The sequence below is a fragment of the Parafrigoribacterium mesophilum genome (genome assembly GCF_039652555.1).
GTDB lineage: Bacteria > Actinomycetota > Actinomycetes > Actinomycetales > Microbacteriaceae > Parafrigoribacterium > Parafrigoribacterium mesophilum.
In genome coordinates, this window is sequence record NZ_JBDJAF010000001.1 from 1,322,812 (window position 1) to 1,342,550 (window position 19,739).

18 protein-coding genes and 1 tRNA gene are annotated in these 19,739 nt (G+C 65.6%); 3 read left to right on the forward strand and 16 right to left on the reverse strand.

All coding sequences use genetic code 11. The features are described 5' to 3' along the window. Positions 1-20: 20 nt before the first annotated feature. From tmk to ABFX56_RS06340, 8 genes are all read right to left on the reverse strand, one after another. Positions 21-644: a dTMP kinase gene (gene tmk / locus ABFX56_RS06305; RefSeq protein WP_346232409.1), complete on the reverse strand. Its 624-nt coding sequence runs from the start codon at positions 642-644 to the stop codon at positions 21-23. Next, on the reverse strand, positions 641-3,463 hold the full coding sequence (gene topA, locus ABFX56_RS06310) for a type I DNA topoisomerase (protein ID WP_346232410.1): 2,823 nt from the start codon (positions 3,461-3,463) through the stop codon (positions 641-643). Before topA ends, tmk begins: the two co-directional genes overlap by 4 nt. Before the next feature lie 59 nt (positions 3,464-3,522). Next, positions 3,523-3,867, reverse strand: a complete 345-nt coding sequence (locus ABFX56_RS06315) for an Rv3654c family TadE-like protein (protein ID WP_346232411.1) — start codon at positions 3,865-3,867, stop codon at positions 3,523-3,525. Next, the gene (locus ABFX56_RS06320) at positions 3,864-4,223 is read right to left on the reverse strand and encodes a TadE family type IV pilus minor pilin (protein ID WP_346232412.1); all 360 of its coding nucleotides are present in this window, start codon (positions 4,221-4,223) and stop codon (positions 3,864-3,866) included. Before ABFX56_RS06320 ends, ABFX56_RS06315 begins: the two co-directional genes overlap by 4 nt. Continuing rightward, positions 4,201-4,407: a DUF4244 domain-containing protein gene (locus tag ABFX56_RS06325; protein WP_346233161.1), complete on the reverse strand. Its 207-nt coding sequence runs from the start codon at positions 4,405-4,407 to the stop codon at positions 4,201-4,203. The genes ABFX56_RS06320 and ABFX56_RS06325 overlap by 23 nt, the downstream gene beginning before the upstream one ends. Positions 4,408-4,506: 99 nt before the next feature. Further along, on the reverse strand, positions 4,507-5,481 hold the full coding sequence (locus ABFX56_RS06330) for a type II secretion system F family protein (protein ID WP_346232413.1): 975 nt from the start codon (positions 5,479-5,481) through the stop codon (positions 4,507-4,509). Next, entirely contained in the window at positions 5,478-6,593 is a 1,116-nt protein-coding gene (locus ABFX56_RS06335; RefSeq protein ID WP_346232414.1) for a TadA family conjugal transfer-associated ATPase, read from the reverse strand. Before ABFX56_RS06335 ends, ABFX56_RS06330 begins: the two co-directional genes overlap by 4 nt. A gap of 353 nt (positions 6,594-6,946) precedes the next feature. Further along, positions 6,947-7,408: a RidA family protein gene (locus tag ABFX56_RS06340; RefSeq protein ID WP_346232415.1), complete on the reverse strand. Its 462-nt coding sequence runs from the start codon at positions 7,406-7,408 to the stop codon at positions 6,947-6,949. A 93-nt stretch (positions 7,409-7,501) separates the two neighbouring features. Between ABFX56_RS06340 and ABFX56_RS06345 the strand changes: the two genes are divergently transcribed. The 3 genes from ABFX56_RS06345 to ABFX56_RS06355 all read left to right on the forward strand — a co-directional run bounded on the left by ABFX56_RS06345 (position 7,502) and on the right by ABFX56_RS06355 (position 11,184). Next, entirely contained in the window at positions 7,502-10,072 is a 2,571-nt protein-coding gene (locus tag ABFX56_RS06345; RefSeq protein WP_346232416.1) for a transglycosylase domain-containing protein, read from the forward strand. A gap of 14 nt (positions 10,073-10,086) precedes the next feature. Then, the gene (locus tag ABFX56_RS06350; RefSeq protein ID WP_346232417.1) at positions 10,087-11,070 is read left to right on the forward strand and encodes a metallophosphoesterase; all 984 of its coding nucleotides are present in this window, start codon (positions 10,087-10,089) and stop codon (positions 11,068-11,070) included. 40 nt (positions 11,071-11,110) lie between these two features. Further along, positions 11,111-11,184: transfer RNA gene (locus ABFX56_RS06355), tRNA-Pro, on the forward strand. A 117-nt stretch (positions 11,185-11,301) separates the two neighbouring features. Here ABFX56_RS06355 and ABFX56_RS06360 read toward each other — a convergent pair. The 8 genes from ABFX56_RS06360 to recR form a co-directional block, all read right to left on the reverse strand. Then, a complete protein-coding gene (locus ABFX56_RS06360) occupies positions 11,302-11,997 on the reverse strand; it encodes a thymidine kinase (protein ID WP_346232418.1) in 696 nt (231 codons plus the stop codon). Continuing rightward, on the reverse strand, positions 11,997-12,671 hold the full coding sequence (locus tag ABFX56_RS06365; protein WP_346232419.1) for a response regulator transcription factor: 675 nt from the start codon (positions 12,669-12,671) through the stop codon (positions 11,997-11,999). The genes ABFX56_RS06360 and ABFX56_RS06365 overlap by 1 nt, the downstream gene beginning before the upstream one ends. Continuing rightward, complete coding sequence (locus ABFX56_RS06370) at positions 12,658-13,806, reverse strand: hypothetical protein (RefSeq protein WP_346232420.1); 1,149 nt, start codon at positions 13,804-13,806, stop codon at positions 12,658-12,660. The genes ABFX56_RS06365 and ABFX56_RS06370 overlap by 14 nt, the downstream gene beginning before the upstream one ends. Then, the gene (locus tag ABFX56_RS06375; RefSeq protein ID WP_346232421.1) at positions 13,803-15,026 is read right to left on the reverse strand and encodes a sensor histidine kinase; all 1,224 of its coding nucleotides are present in this window, start codon (positions 15,024-15,026) and stop codon (positions 13,803-13,805) included. The genes ABFX56_RS06370 and ABFX56_RS06375 overlap by 4 nt, the downstream gene beginning before the upstream one ends. Positions 15,027-15,159: 133 nt before the next feature. Further along, complete coding sequence (locus tag ABFX56_RS06380; protein WP_346232422.1) at positions 15,160-16,638, reverse strand: malate:quinone oxidoreductase; 1,479 nt, start codon at positions 16,636-16,638, stop codon at positions 15,160-15,162. Between the two features lie 69 nt (positions 16,639-16,707). After that, complete coding sequence (locus ABFX56_RS06385; protein ID WP_346232423.1) at positions 16,708-17,787, reverse strand: aspartate-semialdehyde dehydrogenase; 1,080 nt, start codon at positions 17,785-17,787, stop codon at positions 16,708-16,710. Continuing rightward, complete coding sequence (locus ABFX56_RS06390; RefSeq protein ID WP_346232424.1) at positions 17,784-19,049, reverse strand: aspartate kinase; 1,266 nt, start codon at positions 19,047-19,049, stop codon at positions 17,784-17,786. The genes ABFX56_RS06385 and ABFX56_RS06390 overlap by 4 nt, the downstream gene beginning before the upstream one ends. Positions 19,050-19,137: 88 nt before the next feature. Beyond that, a complete protein-coding gene (recR, locus tag ABFX56_RS06395; protein ID WP_346232425.1) occupies positions 19,138-19,737 on the reverse strand; it encodes a recombination mediator RecR in 600 nt (199 codons plus the stop codon). Positions 19,738-19,739: the final 2 nt, after the last annotated feature.

A 19,739-nucleotide genomic window follows, 5' to 3' on the forward strand; every position in this document is an offset into this window, starting at 1 on the left:
CCGCCCGCATTCTGGCTGGATCACGGCGTGAGCAGCGGATGAACCTTGGCCCGCACCGCGGCCGCGAGAGACTCGCGGGAGTCGCTCGCATCCAGCACCACGAACCGGTGGGGTTCCGCCGCGGCGAGGCGGAGGTATGCGCCGCGCACTCGGGCGTGGAAGTCGTCCTTTTCCGCCTCGAGCCTGTCGTAGCCGGTACTCGAGCGCCGCACCCGGTCTCGGCCGATTCTCTGGTCAAGGTCGAGCAGGAAGGTGAGGTCGGGCATCAGGCCGCCGGATGCCCACAGTGATATTCCGCGGACTTCCTCCGCCTCCAGCTCGCGTCCGTCGCCCTGGTAGGCGACGGACGAATCGAAGTAACGATCCTGCACGACGATGTCGCCGCGTTCCAGGGCCGGCTTCACCTTCGTGGCGATGTGGTGTGCCCGGTCTGCCGCGTAGATGAGCGCCTCGGCGCGCGGCGCGATGTCCCCGCGGCGGTGCAACACGATGTTGCGCAGTTCAACTCCGAGCTCGGTGCCGCCCGGTTCGCGGGTGCGCAGCACCGTGTGTCCTTCGGCACTGAGCCACTGGGCCAACAGGCTCGCCTGGGTGGACTTGCCTGACCCGTCACCGCCTTCAAAGGTGAGAAACAGACCGCTCACGCCGTCTCTTTCTTGGCGGGAGCTTTCTTGGCCGGAGCCTTCTTCGTGGTGGTCTTTTTGGCGGTGGTCTTCTTCGCGGCGGGTTTGCGCTTGGCCGGTGCCTTTTTCGGTTTCGCCGGCCCCTTGGCGCGTTTGTCTGCGAGCAGCTGAACGGCGCGCTCGAAGTCGACCTCCTCGACCGTTTCCCCGCGGGGGATGGTCGCGTTGGTCACACCGTCGGTCACGTACGGGCCGAATCGGCCGTCCTTGACCTTGATCGGCTTGCCGCTTTCCGGGTCCGCCTCGAATTCTTTCAGCGCGCTCGAGGCGCGGCGGGCGCCGTACTTGGGCTGGGCGAACAGTTCGAGAGCGCCGGGCAGGTCGATCTCGAAGATGAGGTCCTCGCTCGCCAGCGATCGGGTGTCCGTTCCCTTCTTCAGGTACGGCCCGTACCGTCCGTTCTGGGCGGTGATGTCGTTGTCCGACTCGGGGTCCTTGCCCACGATCCTGGGCAGGTTGAGCAGCTTCAGGGCCGTGTCGAGGTCAATCTCCGCGAGGTCCATGGACTTGAACAGCGACGCGGTGCGCGGCTTGGGCGCGTTCTTCTTCGCCGGCTTTTTCTTTGGCTTGGCGGCGGTGATCTCTCCCGTCGATGCGTCAACGGTCTCGGCGACGGCGTCTGTGCCAGTGTCAGGCTCCAGTTCGGTCACGTACGGTCCGAAGCGTCCGTCTTTGGCGACGATCTCTTTGCCGTTGGCCGGGTTCACGCCGATCACGCGGTCGACGACCACCGGCGCGTCGATCAATTCCCGTGCCTTCTCGGCGGTCAGCTCGTCGGGGGCCAGGTCGGGTGGAATGTTCACCCGGCGCGGTGCGGCGTCCGGTGTGCCTGTGGCGTCCGGTACTTCGAGGTAGGGACCGTACTTGCCGATGCGCAAGGTGATGTCCTCGGTCAGCGAGATCGAGTTGATCTCCCGGGCGTCGATGTCGCCCAGGTTGTCGATGACGCTGCGGAGGCCGCGATACCTCTCGCCACCGAAGTAGAAGCCCTTCAGCCAGCCGACCCGGTCCTGCCGTCCTTCGGCGATGCGGTCGAGGTCGTTCTCCATCTCGGCGGTGAAGTCGTACTGCACGAGGTACGCGAAGTAGTCCTCGAGCAGCCTGACGACGGAGAACGCCGTCCAGCTGGGCACCAGAGCGGACCCGCGCGGCGTGACGTAGCCGCGATCGATGATAGTGGAAATGATCGAGGTGAATGTGGACGGTCGCCCGATGCCGAGTTCCTCGAGCTTCTTGATCAGGCTGGCCTCGGTGTAGCGCGGCGGCGGCGTGGTCTCGTGTCCCTTGGCCTCGATCCCGACCAAGGCGAGCGCCTGGCTCTCGGTGAGCGACGGCAACTTGGACTCGCTCGGCTCGGCGCCCTGCTCGCGCTCCTCGTCATGACCCTCTTCGTACGCCGCCATAAAGCCGCGGAACGTGATCACCGTGCCGGTCGCGACGAGTTCGGCGATGGTGACGCCGCCCGCAGCGCCGGGAAGGGTCAGTCCTTCGACCCGGTCGTGGATGAGCGCCTTGATGGTGACGGATGCCGTAGAGCCCTTGGCGTCGGCCATTTGGGACGCTACCGTGCGCTTCCAAATCAAGTCGTACAGTTTCCACTCGTTGCCCCGCAGCGAGCCCTTGAGGTCGGACGGCACGCGGAAGGAGTCGCCGGAGGGACGGATGGCCTCGTGCGCCTCTTGGGCGTTCTTGCTCTTGCTGGCGTAGACGCGCGGTTTCTCGGTGACGGAGTCCGCTCCGTAGAGTTTCTTTGCCTGCGTGCGCGCGGCACTGATCGCCTGCTGGGAGAGCGCCGCGGAGTCGGTGCGCATATAAGTGATGTAGCCGTTTTCGTACAGGCCCTGGGCCAAGCTCATGGTCTGACGCGCGGAGAAATGTAGTTTGCGTGCCGCTTCTTGCTGCAGGGTGGAGGTGGTGAACGGGGCGGCGGGTTTGCGGGTGTACGGCTTGGAGTCGACGGCGCTGACGATGAGGGCGACGTCCGGGTTCCGCAGGGCCGCGGCGAGGGATTCCGCGGAGACGCGGTCGAGGGCGACGGCATCGGAGGTGAGCGTGCCGGTGTCATCGAAGTCCCTACCGGTGGCGACCCTGCTGCCGTTCAGCCGGGCTAGGCGGGCTTCGAAACGCGCCGGGTCCCCCTGTGGTGTGAGTTTCGCGGTGAGGTCCCAGTACCCGGCGGCGGTGAACGCGAGCCGTTCGCGCTCCCGGTCGACGACCAGGCGGGTGGCCGCAGACTGCACTCTGCCGGCGGACAGGCCGGGTCCGACCTTGCGCCACAGCACCGGGGACACCTCGTAGCCGTACAGACGGTCCAGGATGCGGCGGGTCTCCTGCGCATCGACCAAGGCGCTGTCGATGTCGCGCGTGTTGTCCTTGGCGAACTGGATCGCCTCTCGAGTGATCTCGTGGAACACCATGCGCTTGACCGGCACTTTGGGTTTCAGAACCTCGAGGAGATGCCACGCGATGGCTTCGCCCTCGCGGTCCTCATCAGTGGCGAGATAGAGTTCGTCGGCGTCCTTCAGCGCACGCTTGAGGTCCGCGACCGTCTTCTTCTTCGCATCGGACACAACGTAGTAGGGCTCGAACCCGTTCTCAACATCGACGGAGAACTTGCCCAGTGAGCCCTTCTTGAGCTCCGGCGGCAGGTTTTTGGGCTCAACCAGGTCGCGAATATGGCCGACCGAGGCTTGCACCTCGTAGCCATCGCCCAGGTACTGGGCGATTGTCTTTGCCTTGGCCGGCGACTCGACAATCACCAGTCTTTTCGTGCCAGGCACGCGACTCCTTCAGCTTGGTATGGACACGGACACCATACACACGAAAACCGGCCGCACCACTACTTTGGGAGCGCGCCGGGCGGACCGGCAGTTGCGATGCCCGGAACCGTGAAGCCCAGCACGCTGGCACTCACCCGCACTGTCACAATAACGCCTTCCAGCCTGCACTCGCGCAGTGAGGCATCGTTCGCCCGCGCGACCGACGACGCGGAGCGGCAGGGAAACCCCGGTGCGGCGCCCACCGCAACGTCGGCGGCGGCGAGCGCGGCGAGGTCAGCGGCGCCTGCCGCTTGCCGCTTTGCGAGCAGCACACCATAAAGAGGAATGGCGGCAAGGCTGACCACGACTACGGCGGCGATGATCGCGACGCCCAGAACGGACCCGGACCCGCGCTCGCCCCTCACGGCCCGGCAGCCAAGGCACAACCGGAGGCGGTGAGTGTCACCGTGCCCAGCAGCCCTCCGGCCACCGCGGCGGGGGCACTGAGTCGGGCGCAGACCATGCCGTCTCTGGTCTGCCGGTCAACAGCAACACCGGGCACGAGCTGCCGGGCGCGCTGATCTGCGGCTGACGGCTCTCCGCGGGCTAGGATGCGCGCCGTATCCGACGCCGCGTCCTGCAGAACCAGTCGCCGGCCGGCCAGCTGCACGAATCCGAGGCACACCACCAGAATGAGGATGATGGCCGGGACCACCGCGGCGAATTCCGCGGTGACCGTACCGGCGTCGCTGCCCGAGCTAGCCGGCGAACGTGAGAGCACGGTGGATCAGATCCATCAGCATTCCCCGGACCGCATCGCTGCGCAGAATCACCACGAGTACGCCAGCGAAACCCACCGCAGCCAGTGTGGCGATGGCGTATTCCGCCGTCGCCGCGCCGTCATCCAGCGCCGCCCGTGCCCGGATCCTGGACATCCAGTCCCTGACTGCTGACCATTGCCTCATCATTGCTCTTCCCTTCGTCGGCGTCGAAAACGGTAACGCCCAGTGTCGCCCTGCCAGGGTGCGGACTTCCGGTCGACGCCGGTCATCGGGGGTGAGCCATTAGAGCGCCGCCTCTGTGGACGAGAGGATCGCGATGAGTAGCGGCGCGACGCTGAGCAGCATGAACGCGGGCAGCACACAGAGCCCGAGCGGCAGCATCAGCGTCACCGCGAGTGTGGCCGCCTTCGCTTCTCCGCTGCTGCGGGCCTGGCGCCGTGCCTCGTCGGCCTCACTGTGCAGCAGCGCCGCGGCCGGAACACCGGCCCGCCTGGACAACTCCAACACCTCGGTGATGGAGGCGACGCCGTCCGTCTCGATGCCGCAGCGCTGGTGCGCCTGCCTCACCACCTCCTTCGCACGCGCTAAGGATGCTCCACCCGACACCGCGATCGCCATGAGATCCATGGCCAGGCCGGGCGTGAGAAGACGCGGTCGGGCTCGGGCCAGGAGCCTGCGGTTCCAGGCGCGTGCGGCGATCAGCAGCACCGTGCCGGTGCTGAGACAAATGAGTCCGGGGACGGAGGTGAACAAGGACTCCACGGCATTGAAGCCGAGGACCAGTCCGAACAGAATGCCCACCGCGGGCAGGATCATCACGAGCTTCGCGGTGGCGGCGGGTCCCGCCAGTGCGGTCGAGAGGTCCCGTTCGGTCTGCGCCAGGTCGCGCAGGCCCTCCGCGAAATCCCGCAGCGACGACGCCAGCGGCGCACCGGCGGCGGTGGCCACGAACCAGGCGGCCGCCAGTCCGCGCCAGGCGGCGGCATCCGGCTGGTCGAAATGGCGGCCCGGCGATCCGCCGGCGCGCCGCCGTGGCACGTTCTGTGGGCGTACGGTGGCGAGGATTGCCTCGGCGACAGTGGCCCCGGCGCCGAGGGCGCGAACGATGTTGTGCAATCGGTGTGATTGCGGGCCGCCTGCTTCGGCCAGATAGTGCCAGGCGGAGACCGGAGCGACTCCTGCGGCGAGCAGCACGGCCAATCGTTGGACGACTGCGGCGACCGGTTCCAGCTCCGCCCGACCGCGGCGCGCCGTCACGGCCGGCTCTCCGTCATCGGCGGGGCAGCCGACACTGGTAGCCGGGGATCGAGCGGCTCGATTTTCAACCGGTCCCGCCGGTCAAGCTCCAGACGCCCCGCCTTCACCAGCCGTCGTACATCCAGGCGGCGCTCCAGGTGCAACACGATTCCGATGGCACTCACCGCCTGACGGGCGATCGCGTCAGGGCTGAGTCCCCCCAGTGCGCCGAGCGCCTCGATCCGAGCCGGAACGTCACCAAGGGTGTTGGCGTGCATCGTGCCGCCGCCACCGTCGTGTCCGGTGTTCAAGGCGGACAACAGTTCGCGCACCTCTGCTCCCCGGCACTCTCCGACCACGAGACGGTCCGGACGCATCCGCAGGGCTTCGCGAACCAGGCGTTGCGCCCCGACAGCGCCCGCGCCCTCGAGATTCGCCTGTCGGGCTTCGAGCGAGACGAAATGCGGATGGTCGACACGCAACTCCGCGACGTCCTCGATGGCCACGATGCGGTCGGTCGGTGCGGCCGTCGCCAACAGGGCCGCCAGCAGCGTCGTCTTGCCACTGCCGCTGGCCCCGGTGATCAGAAGGTTGCACCGCTCCCGCACCGCTTGAGCAACCAAAGCCAGCGGCACGTCGCGGAAGAAGCCGGCCGCGTCGAGGTCACGGACACTGGGACGTACCACGGCGGGCAGCCTGATCGACAGAAGGGTGCCGCCGGTCGAGATCGGCGGCAGCACCGCATGCACTCGGATGCCGTCACGCAGTCGAACATCCACGCACGGCGAAGCCTCGTCGATGTGTCGGCCACCGGCGGCGATCAGCCGAACCGCGAGGTCACGCAGTTGCGTCTCGTCGAGCGCGAGCGGAGCAAGCTGCTCAAGGCCGCTGCCTCGATCCACCCACAGTTGCTGCGGACCGTTGACAAACACGTCGGTGACCGCCGGGTCGGCCACGAGGGGTGCGAGCGGTGCGAATTCGGCGAAGTCGACGACGCGACCGGACGACAAGGTGCCCACCCGCCTCTCGACGCGAGTCTCGGCGGCGGGATCGCCCGGATGCGCCTGCGGTCGTCGGGCGACGAACCGCGGGGCACCGATCCAGACGGCTTGCGGATCTACGAGTTCGGCCATTCGCCGACGCTAGACCGCCGGCACGGAGGCGGATGCCGCAGGACCCGCGGTGGGGGAAGATGCGCCGGCGTCGGCACGGTGGAGGAGACGCGACGGAGCAGGCGCGACGAAGGAGGCGCGACGAAGGCCAGGCAGGTCGCGTGTAACGAGTCGCGTCTTAACGAGAGGGGCGGCACCGGTTGGGGGGAACTGGTGCCGCCACAGCAACGCTGGATTGGGGGGAATCACTGGCGCGTTGCTCGCCGAACTTGCGCTCGACGGCCCCAAGTCTATCGCAGGGACCCCAGATATCAATGGGAATTTTCCCGGCCTTCAGCACACCCGAACGGTCCACCGAGCGGCGCGTTGCGCGCTCAGGCGAACTCGACGATGAACTCCACTTCGATGGGCGAATTCAACGGCAATGCCGCCATGCCCACCGCGCTGCGGGCGTGGAATCCGGCCTCGCCGAAGATCTCACCGAGCAGTTCCGATGCTCCGTTGACCACCCCTGATTGCCCGTCGAACGACGGTTCGGAAGCGACGAAACCGACGACCTTGACAATGCGGGTCACCCGATCCAGGGAGCCGATGGCCGACTTCACCGCGGCGAGCCCGTTGAGCACGCAGGTGCGTGCCATCTCTTTGGCCGCCTCGGCCGACACGGCTCCGCCGACCTTGCCGGTCGCCGGCAGTGCGCCGTTGATGAAGGGCAATTGACCAGAGGTGTACACGAGGTTGCCGGTCACCACCGCGGGCACGTACGCCGCCACCGGTTTGGCCACCTCCGGGATGGTAAGGCCTAATTCGGCAAGGCGGTCATCTAGTTTCGACATCGACGTCTTCTTCTCTCTTTCCGGCAGCAGTCGCACGGATGCTTCGGGCCCCGTTCAGCTTCGCTCAGGATTCCATCCCGTACCCTGTATCTTATGTCTGCCCAAAAATCGAAGCCTTCCGGCCTGCTCGGAGCGTTTGCCGGACTGGTGGGGGTCAGCGCGGTAGCCGGCATCCTGGTCACCGCGATGGTCGCTCCGGCGCTGGCGGTGACGAGCATGACCGTCAATACTTCCATCGGCGTCTTCGACAGCATCCCGGACTACATCGAATTGACCACGCTGCCGCAGCGCAACACGCTGTACGGGATGAAGGGTGGAGTGCCAACACCGTTCGCTCAGGTGTTCAATCAAAACCGCGAAGAAGTGTCCTGGTCCAACGTGTCACCGTTCGTCAAGGACGCGGTGGTGGCTGCGGAGGACCGCCGGTTCTACGAGCACGGCGGCGTGGACCTCGCCTCCCTGGCCCGCGCGACCCAAGGCTTCGTGAGCAGCGGCGGCGAGGCCAGATCCGGCGGCGGGTCGACGCTGGCCATGCAGTTGGTGAAGAACATCCGCGTCGTTCAGGCGCTGAACTTGCCGACCGAGAAAGAACGCACGGCCGCGTACAAGGCCGCGATCGAGACCTCCCCCGATCGCAAGCTCAAAGAGATGAAGCTGGCAATCGGTCTGGAGAAGCGATACACGAAGAACCAGATTCTGCTTGCCTACCTGAACATCGCCGGTTTCGGCGGAACCACCTACGGCATCGAATCCGCCGCCCAGCAGTATTACAGCGTGAGCGCGAAAGACCTCACCCTGGTGCAGGCGGCGAGTCTGATCGCGATCGTGCAGCAGCCGAACGTGCGCAACCTCAACGACCCGAAGAAATACCCGGCCAACAAGTCGCGTCGCGATTTCATCCTGAACAACATGCTCGAACTGGGCAGCATCAACCAGCAGCAGCACGACGACGCGGTGAACACCCCGGTGGAGCCCAAGCTCTCCAACCCCAGCAACGGCTGCCTGTACGCAACCGAGGCGCAGTTCTTCTGCGACTACGTCGTCGCGAATGTCGAGAACTTTCCACAGCTGGGCGCCACGCCGAGCGAGCGCAGGGCGAACTGGAACCGCGGCGGCTACGAGTTGTACACCACCATCGACCTGGACCAACAACACGTCGCTCAGGCTCAGATCGACGCGAACGTGCCTGGCACCGACACCCGCTACGAGATCGGGGCGGCGCTGAACGCCGTGGAAGCCGGCACCGGGCGCATCCTCACCATGGCGCAGAACAAGAAGTTCAACAACACTCTGGACGGCGACGCCACCACGACGTCGGTGAACTACAACACCGACTTCAAGTACGGCGGGTCGGGCGGATTCCAGACCGGATCGACGTACAAGATCTTCACCCTCGTCGACTGGTTGCAGAACGGGCATGGGGTGAATGAGGTCGTCAACGGCAACGCCGTCCGCCGCTCCAGCGCGCCGGCGAGCTGTCGCCCGGGGGGTGAGTGGAAAACAGCCCCTCCGGTCATTCTGAGAAACGATGGCGGAAGCAACCCGGGACCGGTGAGCGTGCGCCGCGCCACGGCCCAGTCCATCAACAACGCATTCTTCGACATGGCAATGAAGATGGACCTGTGCGAGATCCGTGATGTCGCGGAATCGATGGGTGTGCACACCGCCAAGGGTGAGGAACTCAACACCACGCTGTCGTCCGTTTTGGGCACCAACGAACTGGCACCCCTGACCATGTCGGCAGCGATCGCGACCATCGCCAGCGGCGGCACCTACTGCGAACCGATCGTGCTCGACAAGGTCATCGAACCGGACGGCAAGGAACTGCCTGGGCAGAACGCCAACTGCCGTGCGGCGCTCTCGGCCGATGTCGCCGCCGCCGCCGCCTACGCGCTCGGCGGCCCGACCGGTGGTTACCCCGGCTGGACGACGGGCTCCGCGGCCAACCCCCGCGACGGCCACGCCCTCATCGGCAAGACCGGAACGACCGACAACCGCGAGAATTCCTGGATGTTGGCCTCCACCAGCAAGGTCAGCATGGTGGTGTGGGTCGGCAACATCAAAGGCCACCAGGACCTTGGCCGGGTCAACGTCGCCGGCGGCAACGCCAACAGCGTGAAGTTCCGCATCTTCAAGAACACCATGGCCTCCATCAACACCGTCTATGGTGGCGACGCGAAGTTCCCGGATGCTCCGGATGTGCTCATCAACGGCGTCACCCAACCGGTCCCCGACGTGACCGGGCAGACCGTCGAGCAGGCCACATCGCTGCTGGAGAGCCTGGGACTGCGCGCGAACGTCGGCGACCCACAGCCATCCGCAATCGAGGCCGGCAAGATCGCCCACACCGACCCCGGCGCCGGAGCGCGGGTCTCCAAGGGCTACAGCGTGACGCTGCACCCGAGCGACGGCACGTTGGCCGCGACCATGCCGGACGTGATCAAAAAGTCACCGTCAGAGGCGACGGCCATCCTGCAAGCGACCGGGTTCACCAGCACACCGTCGGTGATCTGGACGAAGATCGACACGCCGACGCCAGGCTCGATCTGCCGGGTGCTGAAGAGCGACCCGCAGCCACAGGCCGCCACCACCAAGGATGTGGCGGTTACGCTGACGGTGAGCAGCATCGAGGACGGAACACCGCCGCCCGGCTGCGTTCCATGAAGGGGTCACCATCGATGAGCGAGCAGATCACGGGGAACTCAATGCGCGGCGGTTCGGTGCTCGGAAGCTCGCTCGCCGCGGTGGGCGCGCTGGCGCTCGGGGCCGTGGCGTGGGGTGCCCTCGTGGAACGCAACCGATTCACGCTGCGGCATGAAACACTTCCGGTGCTTGAGCCCGGGGCGCGTCCGCTGACAATTCTGCACATCGCCGACCTGCACATGGCACCGTGGCAGCGCGACAAGCAAGAGTGGATCCGCACATTGGTCGACTTCGAACCGGACCTCATCGTGAACACCGGGGACAACCTGGGCCACGTGGACGGTATCGACGGCGTGACGAAGGCACTCGAGCCGTTCCGCGGCGTCCCCGGCGTTTATGTGAACGGATCCAACGACTATTACGCGCCCGCCGCCAAGAGCCCCCTGGCGTATTTCTCCGGCCCCACCACGACGAAACCCAACCCGGTGAACCTTGACACCGAACTGCTGGAAGGCTTCTTCGACTCCCTCGGCTGGCTGAACCTGAACAACACGGCCCGCGCGATGTCGATCAAGGGGTCCCGACTCGAATTCGTCGGCGTGAACGACGCCCACGTCGGCTGGGACCGGCTCAGCAGCATCCCGGGAGCCATGGACGACATGCGTGAGAACGTCGGCTGGCGCGGGGAGGAGGGCCCCGAGCCGGTCACCATCGGGCTGACCCATGCGCCATACCGACGGGTACTGAACTCGTTTGTCAACTACGGCGCAGACGTGATCTTCGCCGGACACACCCACGGCGGCCAGGTGCGGATCCCGGGGGTCGGCGCGTTGGTCACCAACTGCGACCTTCCCCGTGACCAGGCCAGCGGACTCTCACTGTGGCACCACGCCCGCAATACGGCGTATCTCAACGTCTCGGCGGGGCTCGGGACCTCGATTTACGCCCCGGTCCGCTTCGCCTGCCCACCCGAAGCGGTACTGATGACATTCACGGCCAACGAATTCGGCTATTCTTGATAAGGCTCCGGACGAACCGCAGGGTGAGGCCGGAAACAATCGGGGTGTGGCGCAGTTTGGTAGCGCGCTTCGTTCGGGACGAAGAGGTCGCAGGTTCAAATCCTGTTACCCCGACACACACAAGTACTAGCGGGACCGCGTTTCGCGCGCGAGCGATGCCATTTCGGACGAGTGATGCCGCCGCGGCGGGCGGTGTGGTCCGGAAAGGTATCGCCCGAGGCGATCAGCGGGTCAGGTGAAGTCCGGGTCCGGGGCGGAGTCGTAGCTGAAGTCGATCCGGGGTTTCCTGCCGTTGTTGAGCACGCCGTCGCTCTCGTCGAGGTAGCACGCACCGCAGAGCGATTCGTAGGACACCTCCGAGACGTCTCTGGCGCTGTGTCGTCCCGAGGACGTGTCGATGGCGACCTGATCGCCGGAGAACACGAACTGGCCATCGATCTTCCGGGCGTTGAACACCGCTTTGCGGCCACAGCGGCAGATCGTCTTCAGCTCCTCGAGCGAGTGCGCGATCTCCAGCAGCCGCCGACTGCCGGGGAAGGCGACCGTCTGAAAGTCGGTGCGGATGCCGTACGCAAGCACCGGGACGTTCTCTTGGATCGCGATGCGCAGCAGGTCGTCGACCTGGGACTCGCTGAGGAATTGCGCCTCATCCACCAGCAGGCAGCTCACCGGGACGCCGGTCTCGCGCAGCACCCGCGCGCGCTGGGCGGCGAACTCGGCGTAGGCATCTGCATGCGGCGCCAGCACGAAGTCGGCGCGTCGCGTGACCCCGAGGCGCGACACGATCATGGCGTCACCCTTCGTGTCGACCTGCGGTTTCGCCAACAGCACCTGCTGACCGCGTTCCTCATAATTGAACGCCGCCTGCAGCATCGCTGTGCTCTTGCCACTGTTCATGGCTCCGTAGCGGAAGTAGAGTTTGGCCACTAGCGCAGATATCCGTCCTCGGCAGCACGGCGGATGAGGTCCGCCTTCTTACTGGCCGGTCGATTGGCTTTTGCGTACTTTTCCCGTACGCGTCTCAGGTAGGTCTTCGCCGTCTCATATTGCACGTTCATCCGGTCGGCGACCTCGGTGGTGCTCAGCCCGGTCACGTACAGCTTCAGCGCATCGATCTCACCGTGGCTCAGTTTCGGACGGGACTGGTTCGTGGCGCCGATCGGTAACGGACGCCAGTCTTTCTGCAGTTCTTCTCCGTGGTCGATTCCCATGATGCGACGGGCGGTTTCCATCACCTCGCGCATCGGCAAGGTTTTCACGAGGAATGCTGCCGCTCCGGCCGCCAAGGCGCGGTCCCGTGCCTCGCGGGTGTCCAGGCTGCTGATCACGATCACCTTGGCTCCCGCGGCGCGGCAGGTGCGCACCCGGGCTTCGATGGAAATCGTCTCCTGCAGTTGGAAGTCGATGAACACGAGGTCGGTCGGAAAGTTGTCGCTGTGCACGAGCTCCAACCAGGTGCTGGCGCTGAGAACGAGGTCGAAGTCCGGCGCGTTCGCGAAAATCCAGCTGCTGAGGGTGTCGAGCAGGACTTCATGATCGTCGAGCAGGGCTAGTCTGACACGGCGCGGCCGCTGTTCGCCGGTCGGGTCAGTGAAGCTCATACGAGAACCCTATCTCCACCGAGGGTTGCAGACTGGCGATCCTGACCTGCGCGAACGACACGCGCATGATCGCCAAATAGGGGGCCATGAGGGACCGTGCGATGCGCTCGCTCTGGGCAAAATCGGCGGTGAACGTCACCCGGGCCAACGCTCCGTCGGCTTCGAGGCGGAACCGGATACTGTCCCGGTCGAAACCGGGATCTTCGCACAGTGCGGTGAGCAAGGCCCGAAGAACCGTGCGCTGTTCTCGCCTCATGTCCGAGGCCAGTCGTGCCTCATCCCACACCCGGCCGCCCTCCGCTCCGGGTCCGGCCACGCTGTCCACCAACGCCTCCAGCCAGCTGCGATCCGCTTCCGTCACCATGACCCGGCGGATAGCGGCGGCGATGTCCCGCGCGCGGTCACGATCATCGTCGGTGATCCTGTCTCGGGCCAGGATGTCGCTGAAATAGGGTAAGACGTCCCTGCCGAGGATGGTGACCCTGTCCTGCTGCACCGAACGGGTGATCCCTTCCCGGAATCGATTCACCATGGCCGCTCCAGCCTGTTTCGTCTGGCGGCGCCACTGCTCGAGCGAGTCCACACTGGTGTCCGCGTAGGCCACCGAGGCGAAGCACAGCGCCAGCATCGGAGTCATGGCCGTCAGCACATACGCGGCCGGCGGCGCGGCCGTAGCAAGACCTTCGGATTGGAGCAGCGTGAGGAATCCGAGGAACAGCGCCGAAATGCTCCCCCACGCGGCAAGCTCTTTCGCCGGCCGGTAGGGGCTGAGTGCGAGCACCAGCAGCCCGAACGACACCGGCCACCAGTCATCCCGAACGAATCGATTCGTACCCCACCCGGCTGCGGCGGACGCAATGACGGCCACCCAGACCACGCAGTGCACCAGCACGTGGCTGCGCCTACGAAATGGAGCACGGCGGGCGCTCGTGGCCACGATAACCAGTGCACACGCGACGCCGAGCACAAGAAGAGACAGCACGGACAGCGCGGGCCACGTGATCTCCTCCGCCGTGAGCACGGTCGCGCTGAGCGCGTATCCGAACGCCCCAATCGCCAGCAATATTGTCAGCGGCCACGCGCCGAGAGACGCCGACGGGTCTAGCTGTTGCCGGGTGCGCTCGTGTCGGATCACGACGCCTGCCCCGTTCCGCGAGCCGGCGACGCGTCCTGCAGCCGCGCGGCGGGTACGCGGATCACAATCGACGTGCCGCGTCCCAGGGTGGAAAAGATCTTGACCGAGCCACCAGCCTCCGTGATGCGGTGTTCGACTGATCCACGCAGGCCGAACCGATCTGGGGACACCGCGTCGGGATCGAACCCCCGACCGGTATCCACGACCATCACCGACAGGTCGGCACTCGAGGCGAACACCGCCACTTCGGCGTGAGTGGTCCCCGAGTGCTTGAGCACGTTGACCAGGCACTGTTTGACCGCCAGACCCAACGCCCGCCCGTTGTCGCGACTGAGGCGACCCAGACACGAAGGGTCTCCCGTCACGTCCACCTCGAGGCCGAGCAGACGGCTTTCTTGAACCGCATCGAACACATCGCTGCGCCGCCAGTCCTCGCGATTGGTTCCGGCATCCGTCGACTGCTCACTCAGCCATTCCTCGCCAACCAAGATTTCCAAGTCGCGCTCGATCTGCACCCTGAGTCCAGCCGGAAGGGCCGTCGTCGAATCGGCGATGGATGCCAGGTGGCTGAGAATCGTGTCGTGAATCAGCGTCGCAGCCTTCAGTTCGACCCGGTAGCGCAGCGCGGCGAGTTGTTCATCCCGCGCGGCACGGTGTAGCCGCGGTGGGGCGAGCTGCATCCCGCGGCGGCCCAGTGTGTTGAAGACGAGAACCGCCGCCGTGATCCCGAACACGACCACCGTCGTGGGCTCCAGCCAGAATCCGTACCCGGTTTGCACGCCGGCGATGCCCGTCGCCAACTCTCCCAGAAGCAGCCCGGCCAGAGCCCAGGCGAGACCGGAGACCAGCCCGACCCCCGGACCACCCACCATGACCATGGCGATTTGCAGCAGGGCCATCGACAAGACGTCACCGTGGGAGATCGCGTCGACTTGAGAGAAGAAGGTGCTGGTGTACCAATAAGTGCTCGCTGCGCCGACCACCAGGTAGCTCAGCGAAAAGAACGCACTGTTCGTGCGGCCACTGATGATCAGGATGGCGACCATCGGCAGCAGGGACAGCGTCGCGGGCCACAGGATCAGTGCCGGGTAGTCCGCCTGGAACACAACCACGGTGACGAACGCGACGCCAAGACAGGTGAACGCGATCGCGTGCGAGGCGCGTGCGAGAGAGCGACTGCTGGTCGACGCGATAAGGTGCGCCGGCAGGCCGATGGACACGGTATTCCTTCCCGCCAGTGCCTGTGGAGGGCAAATCCGAGTATCTCACGCATATACGGCGACGTTGTACCCCGCTTTCGTGGGACCGGGGCACGGTGAGAAGGGATCCGAAAGAGCTTTGTGCCCCGAAACGCTAAACGATCGAAAGAGTTTTTTCGATAGCCTTGATCGTTTTCGCCGCCAATTGCGGCTTGGCGGCGAGCTTGGTCCCGTAGCTGGGCACCATCTTTTTGATTACGGGTGCCCACGCGTCGAGGCGGTCGGGGAAACACCGCTCGATGACGCCGAGCATGATCGGCACCGCCGTTGACGCACCGGGCGAAGCACCCAGCAGCCCCGCGATGCTGCCGTCCGCCGACGCCACCACCTCGGTGCCGAACTGCAGCACGCCGCCGCGCTTGGCGTCCGGCTTGATCACCTGCACGCGCTGCCCTGCGGTGATCTGGTACCAATCCCGAGGGTCGGCATCCGGCACGAAGTCCTTCAGAGCGGCGAAGCGGCCGGCCCGAGTGGACAGCACCTGAGTGATCAGATACCACACCAGGTCGAGGTTGTCTTTGGCCACCGCAAGCATCGGCACCAGATTGCGCCCGGTGACCGAGCCGGGGAGGTCGAACCAGGAGCCGGTCTTCAGGAACTTGAAGTTGAGGCCGGCATACGGGCCGAACATGAGGCTGGTCTTGCCGTCGACGACTCGCGCATCCAGGTGCGGCACCGACATGGGCGGTGAGCCGACCGCGGCCTTGCCGTACACCTTGGCGTGGTGGCGGCTGACCAGCTCCGGCTTGTCGGTGCGAAGGAATCGGCCACTGATCGGGAATCCACCGTAGCCCTTCGCTTCGTCGATCCCCGACTTCTGCAGAAGTTTGAGCGCCCCACCCCCGGCACCGACGAAGACGTATTTCGCGTAGGCGGTGAACGGCGTCGCGCCGACGCTGTGCCGCACCCGGATCCGCCAAAGGCCATCCTTCTGCTGCTTCAGCCCGGTGACGCGCTGTTCTAGGCCGAGCTTCACGCCGTTGGCGGTGAGGTAGTCGACCAGGCAATGCGTGAGCGAACCGAAGTCCACGTCGGTGCCCACGGTGATGCGGGTCGCAGCGAAGACCTGGCCTTTCTTGCGTCCGGGCAGCAGCAGCGGTGCCCAGGAACGGATGACCTCGGGGTCGTCGCTGAACTCCATGCCGCGGAACAGCGGGTGGTCTTTTAGCGCTTCGTAGCGCCGCCGAAGGAAGTTCACGTTGTCTTCGCCCCACACAAAGCTCATGTGCGGCACCGGGTTGATGAAGGCCTTCGGATCGGGAATGGCTCCCTTGCTGACCAGGTACGACCAGAACTGGCGCGACACCTGGAACTGCTCGTTCACCTTCACGGCCTTGGAGATGTCCATCGTGCCGTCTTCGGCATCCGCGGTGTAGTTCAGCTCCAGAAGCCCGGAGTGCCCGGTGCCGGAGTTGTTCCACGCGTTGGAACTCTCCAGGGCGACATCGCTGAGGGACTCGAAGATGCGGATGCTCCAGTCCGGTTCGAGTTGCTTGAGGAGAGCGCCGAGCGTGGCGCTCATGATTCCGCCGCCAATCAGGGCAACGTCGAGGGGGGAAGACTGAGAACTCACCGTCTCAGTTTAGTGGGAGCTAACGGCTGGCTCCGGCCTCGGGCGGATGCCACGGCGGCGTACGAAACGCTAGCGAGAGGCGGACACCAGCCCGGCTGCGACCAGTTCGGCGATTTGCACGGCGTTGAGGGCAGCGCCCTTGCGCAAGTTGTCATTGCTGATGAACAGCGCCAGCCCGCGGTCGTTCGGCACCCCTTCGTCCTGTCGGATGCGACCGACGTAGCTTGGGTCAGTTCCCGCGGCCTCGAGCGGTGTCGGCACCTCGGACAGTTGCACGCCGGGGGCATCCGCGAGCAGTTCTCTGGCCCGCGCAGCGGTGAGCGGCGCGGCGAACTCGGCGTTGATCGACAGGGAATGGCCGGTGAACACCGGCACCCGCACGCAGGTTCCGCTTACTAGCAGCTCTGGCAAGGAGAGGATCTTACGACTCTCGTTGCGCAGCTTCTTCTCCTCATCGGTCTCGCCCAGCCCATCGTCGACCACCGTGCCGGCCATCGGCACCACGTCGAACGCGATCGTGCGCGGAAACTTCGACGCTGCGGGGAAGTCGACGGACGCGCCGTCGTGCAGAAGACCGATCGTGTTCTGTTCGACCGCGGCCCTCGCCTGGGCCAGCAATTCTTGTCCGCCGGCCAGTCCGGCACCGGACACCGCCTGGTAGGTACTGACGATCAGGCGTTCCAGTCCTGCCTCGTCGTGGAGCACCTTCAGCACCGGCATCGCTGCCATGGTCGTGCAGTTCGGGTTCGCGATGATGCCCTTGTGTGCCTGTCCGATGGCATCCGGGTTGACCTCGCTGACGACGAGCGGAACCTCCGGGTCCATGCGGAACGCGGACGAGTTGTCGATGACGAGCACTCCGGCGGCCGCAAAGCGCGGCGCCTGGACGCGTGAGGTGCTCGCCCCGGCGGAGAAGATCGCGATGTCGAGCCCACTCGGATCGGCGGTGGCGGCGTCTTCCACCACGATCTGTTCGCCCCGGAAAGGCAGGGTTGTGCCCGCTGACCGGGCCGAGGCGAAGAAGCGGATCTGGCCGAGCGGGAACTCACGCTCTACCAGCAAGCGCCGGACCACGGCGCCGACCTGCCCGGTGGCGCCGACCACGCCGATGTTCACCGCGGCTCGTCCCGAGCCTGTCGATGCGCTCATCGTCCGGTCCCCGCGTACACGACGGCGTCGTCTTCGCCATCGAGCCCGAAGGCGTGGTGTACTGCCCGCACGGCGTCGTTGACGGTGTCGGCCCTGGTCACGACGGAGATCCGGATCTCACTGGTAGAGATCATCTCGATGTTGATACCGGCCTCGTACAGTGCGGTGAACAGCTTCGCCGACACACCGGAGTTGGTGCGCATCCCGGCGCCGACCACGGCGAGCTTGCCGATCTGATCGTCGTATTGCAGGGCGTCGAAGCCGATGTCGTCTTTGCGTGCGGTCAACGCCTGCAACACCTTCGCGCCGTCCGACATCGGGAGCGTGAAGGAAATGTCGGTGAGGCCCGTCTCGGCACCCGACACATTTTGCACGATCATGTCGATATTCGATTCGGTCGCCGCGACGATGGTGAAGATCTGACCGGCTTTGCCCGGCACGTCTGGCACGCCGACGACGGTGATCTTCGCCTCGCCCATGTCCACGGCGAGGCCGGTGATGATTGCCTCTTCCACGTTGTCTCCCTCGTTTCGATTGACCACCAGCGTGCCCTCATTGTTGTTGAAGGAGGAGCGCACATGGATGGTCACACCCTGGCGACGCGCATATTCCACTGCGCGAATATATAAGACCTTGGCTCCGGCTGCCGCAAGTTCCAGCATCTCTTCGGTCGAAATGCTGTCGATTTTTCGTGCGCTGTGCACGACCCGCGGGTCAGCGGTGAACACGCCGTCGACATCCGTGAAGATCTCGCAGACGGAGGCGCCGAGAGCAGCGGCCAGAGCGACGGCCGTGGTGTCCGATCCGCCGCGTCCGAGGGTGGTGATGTCGCCAGTGCCCCGATTGAATCCCTGGAATCCTGCGACGATCGCGATTGCACCGGCATCCAGGGCCTGTCGCACCCGCGCCGGGTTCACATCCACGATCCTGGCGCTGCCGTGGCGGGCATCCGTGATCATGCCGGCTTGGCTGCCGGTGTAAGACCGGGCCTCGTGCCCCATCGCCTTGATGGCCATCGCCAGCAGCGCCATCGAGATCCGCTCGCCGGCGGTGAGCAGCATGTCGAGTTCGCGGCCGGCGGGTAGCGGTGCCACCTCCTTGGCGAGGTCGACCAGCTCATCGGTGGTGTCACCCATCGCGGACACCACGACGACCACCTCATTGCCCGCCTTGCGGGTCTCGACAATGCGTTTGGCAACGCGCTTGATGCTTTCCGCATCGGCGACGGACGAGCCACCGTACTTCTGTACGATCAACGGCACGAAGAATCTCCCAAGAAAAGGCCCAGCTGGGGAAGCTTCGATTCTACCGGCTCGGTGCGGCCTGCCTTGCCGTGTGACGAACGAGCGATCAGCCCTCGACCAGCCGGCGGCCTTCGAAGGCGCGGCCCAGGGTGACCTCGTCGGCGTACTCCAGGTCGCCGCCGACCGGCAGACCGGAGGCGAGCCGGGTCACCCGCAGTTCCATGTGTTGCAGCAACCGGGAGAGGTAGGTGGCGGTCGCTTCCCCCTCGAGGTTCGGGTCGGTGGCGATGATGACCTCCGTGACAGTGCCGTCGGCGAGGCGCTGCAGCAGCTGGCGGATGCGCAGGTTGTCCGGTCCGATGCCGTCGATCGGCGAGATGGCGCCGCCCAGCACGTGGTACAGCCCGCGGAACTCTCGCGTGCGTTCAATGGCGACAACATCCTTCGCCTCTTCGACGACGCAGATGGTGGCCGGTGAGCGGCGCGGGTCCCGGCAAATGCCGCAGGTGGCCTCTTCGGTCACATTGCCGCAGATGTCACAGAAGCGGACCTTGTCGCGCACCTCCATGAGGATTTCAGCCAAGTGGGTGACGTCGAACGACTCGGTTTGCAGGATGTGAAATGCGATTCGTTGAGCGGACTTCGGCCCGATTCCGGGAAGACGGCCCAGTTCGTCGATCAGCTCTTGGACGATACCCTCGTACACGG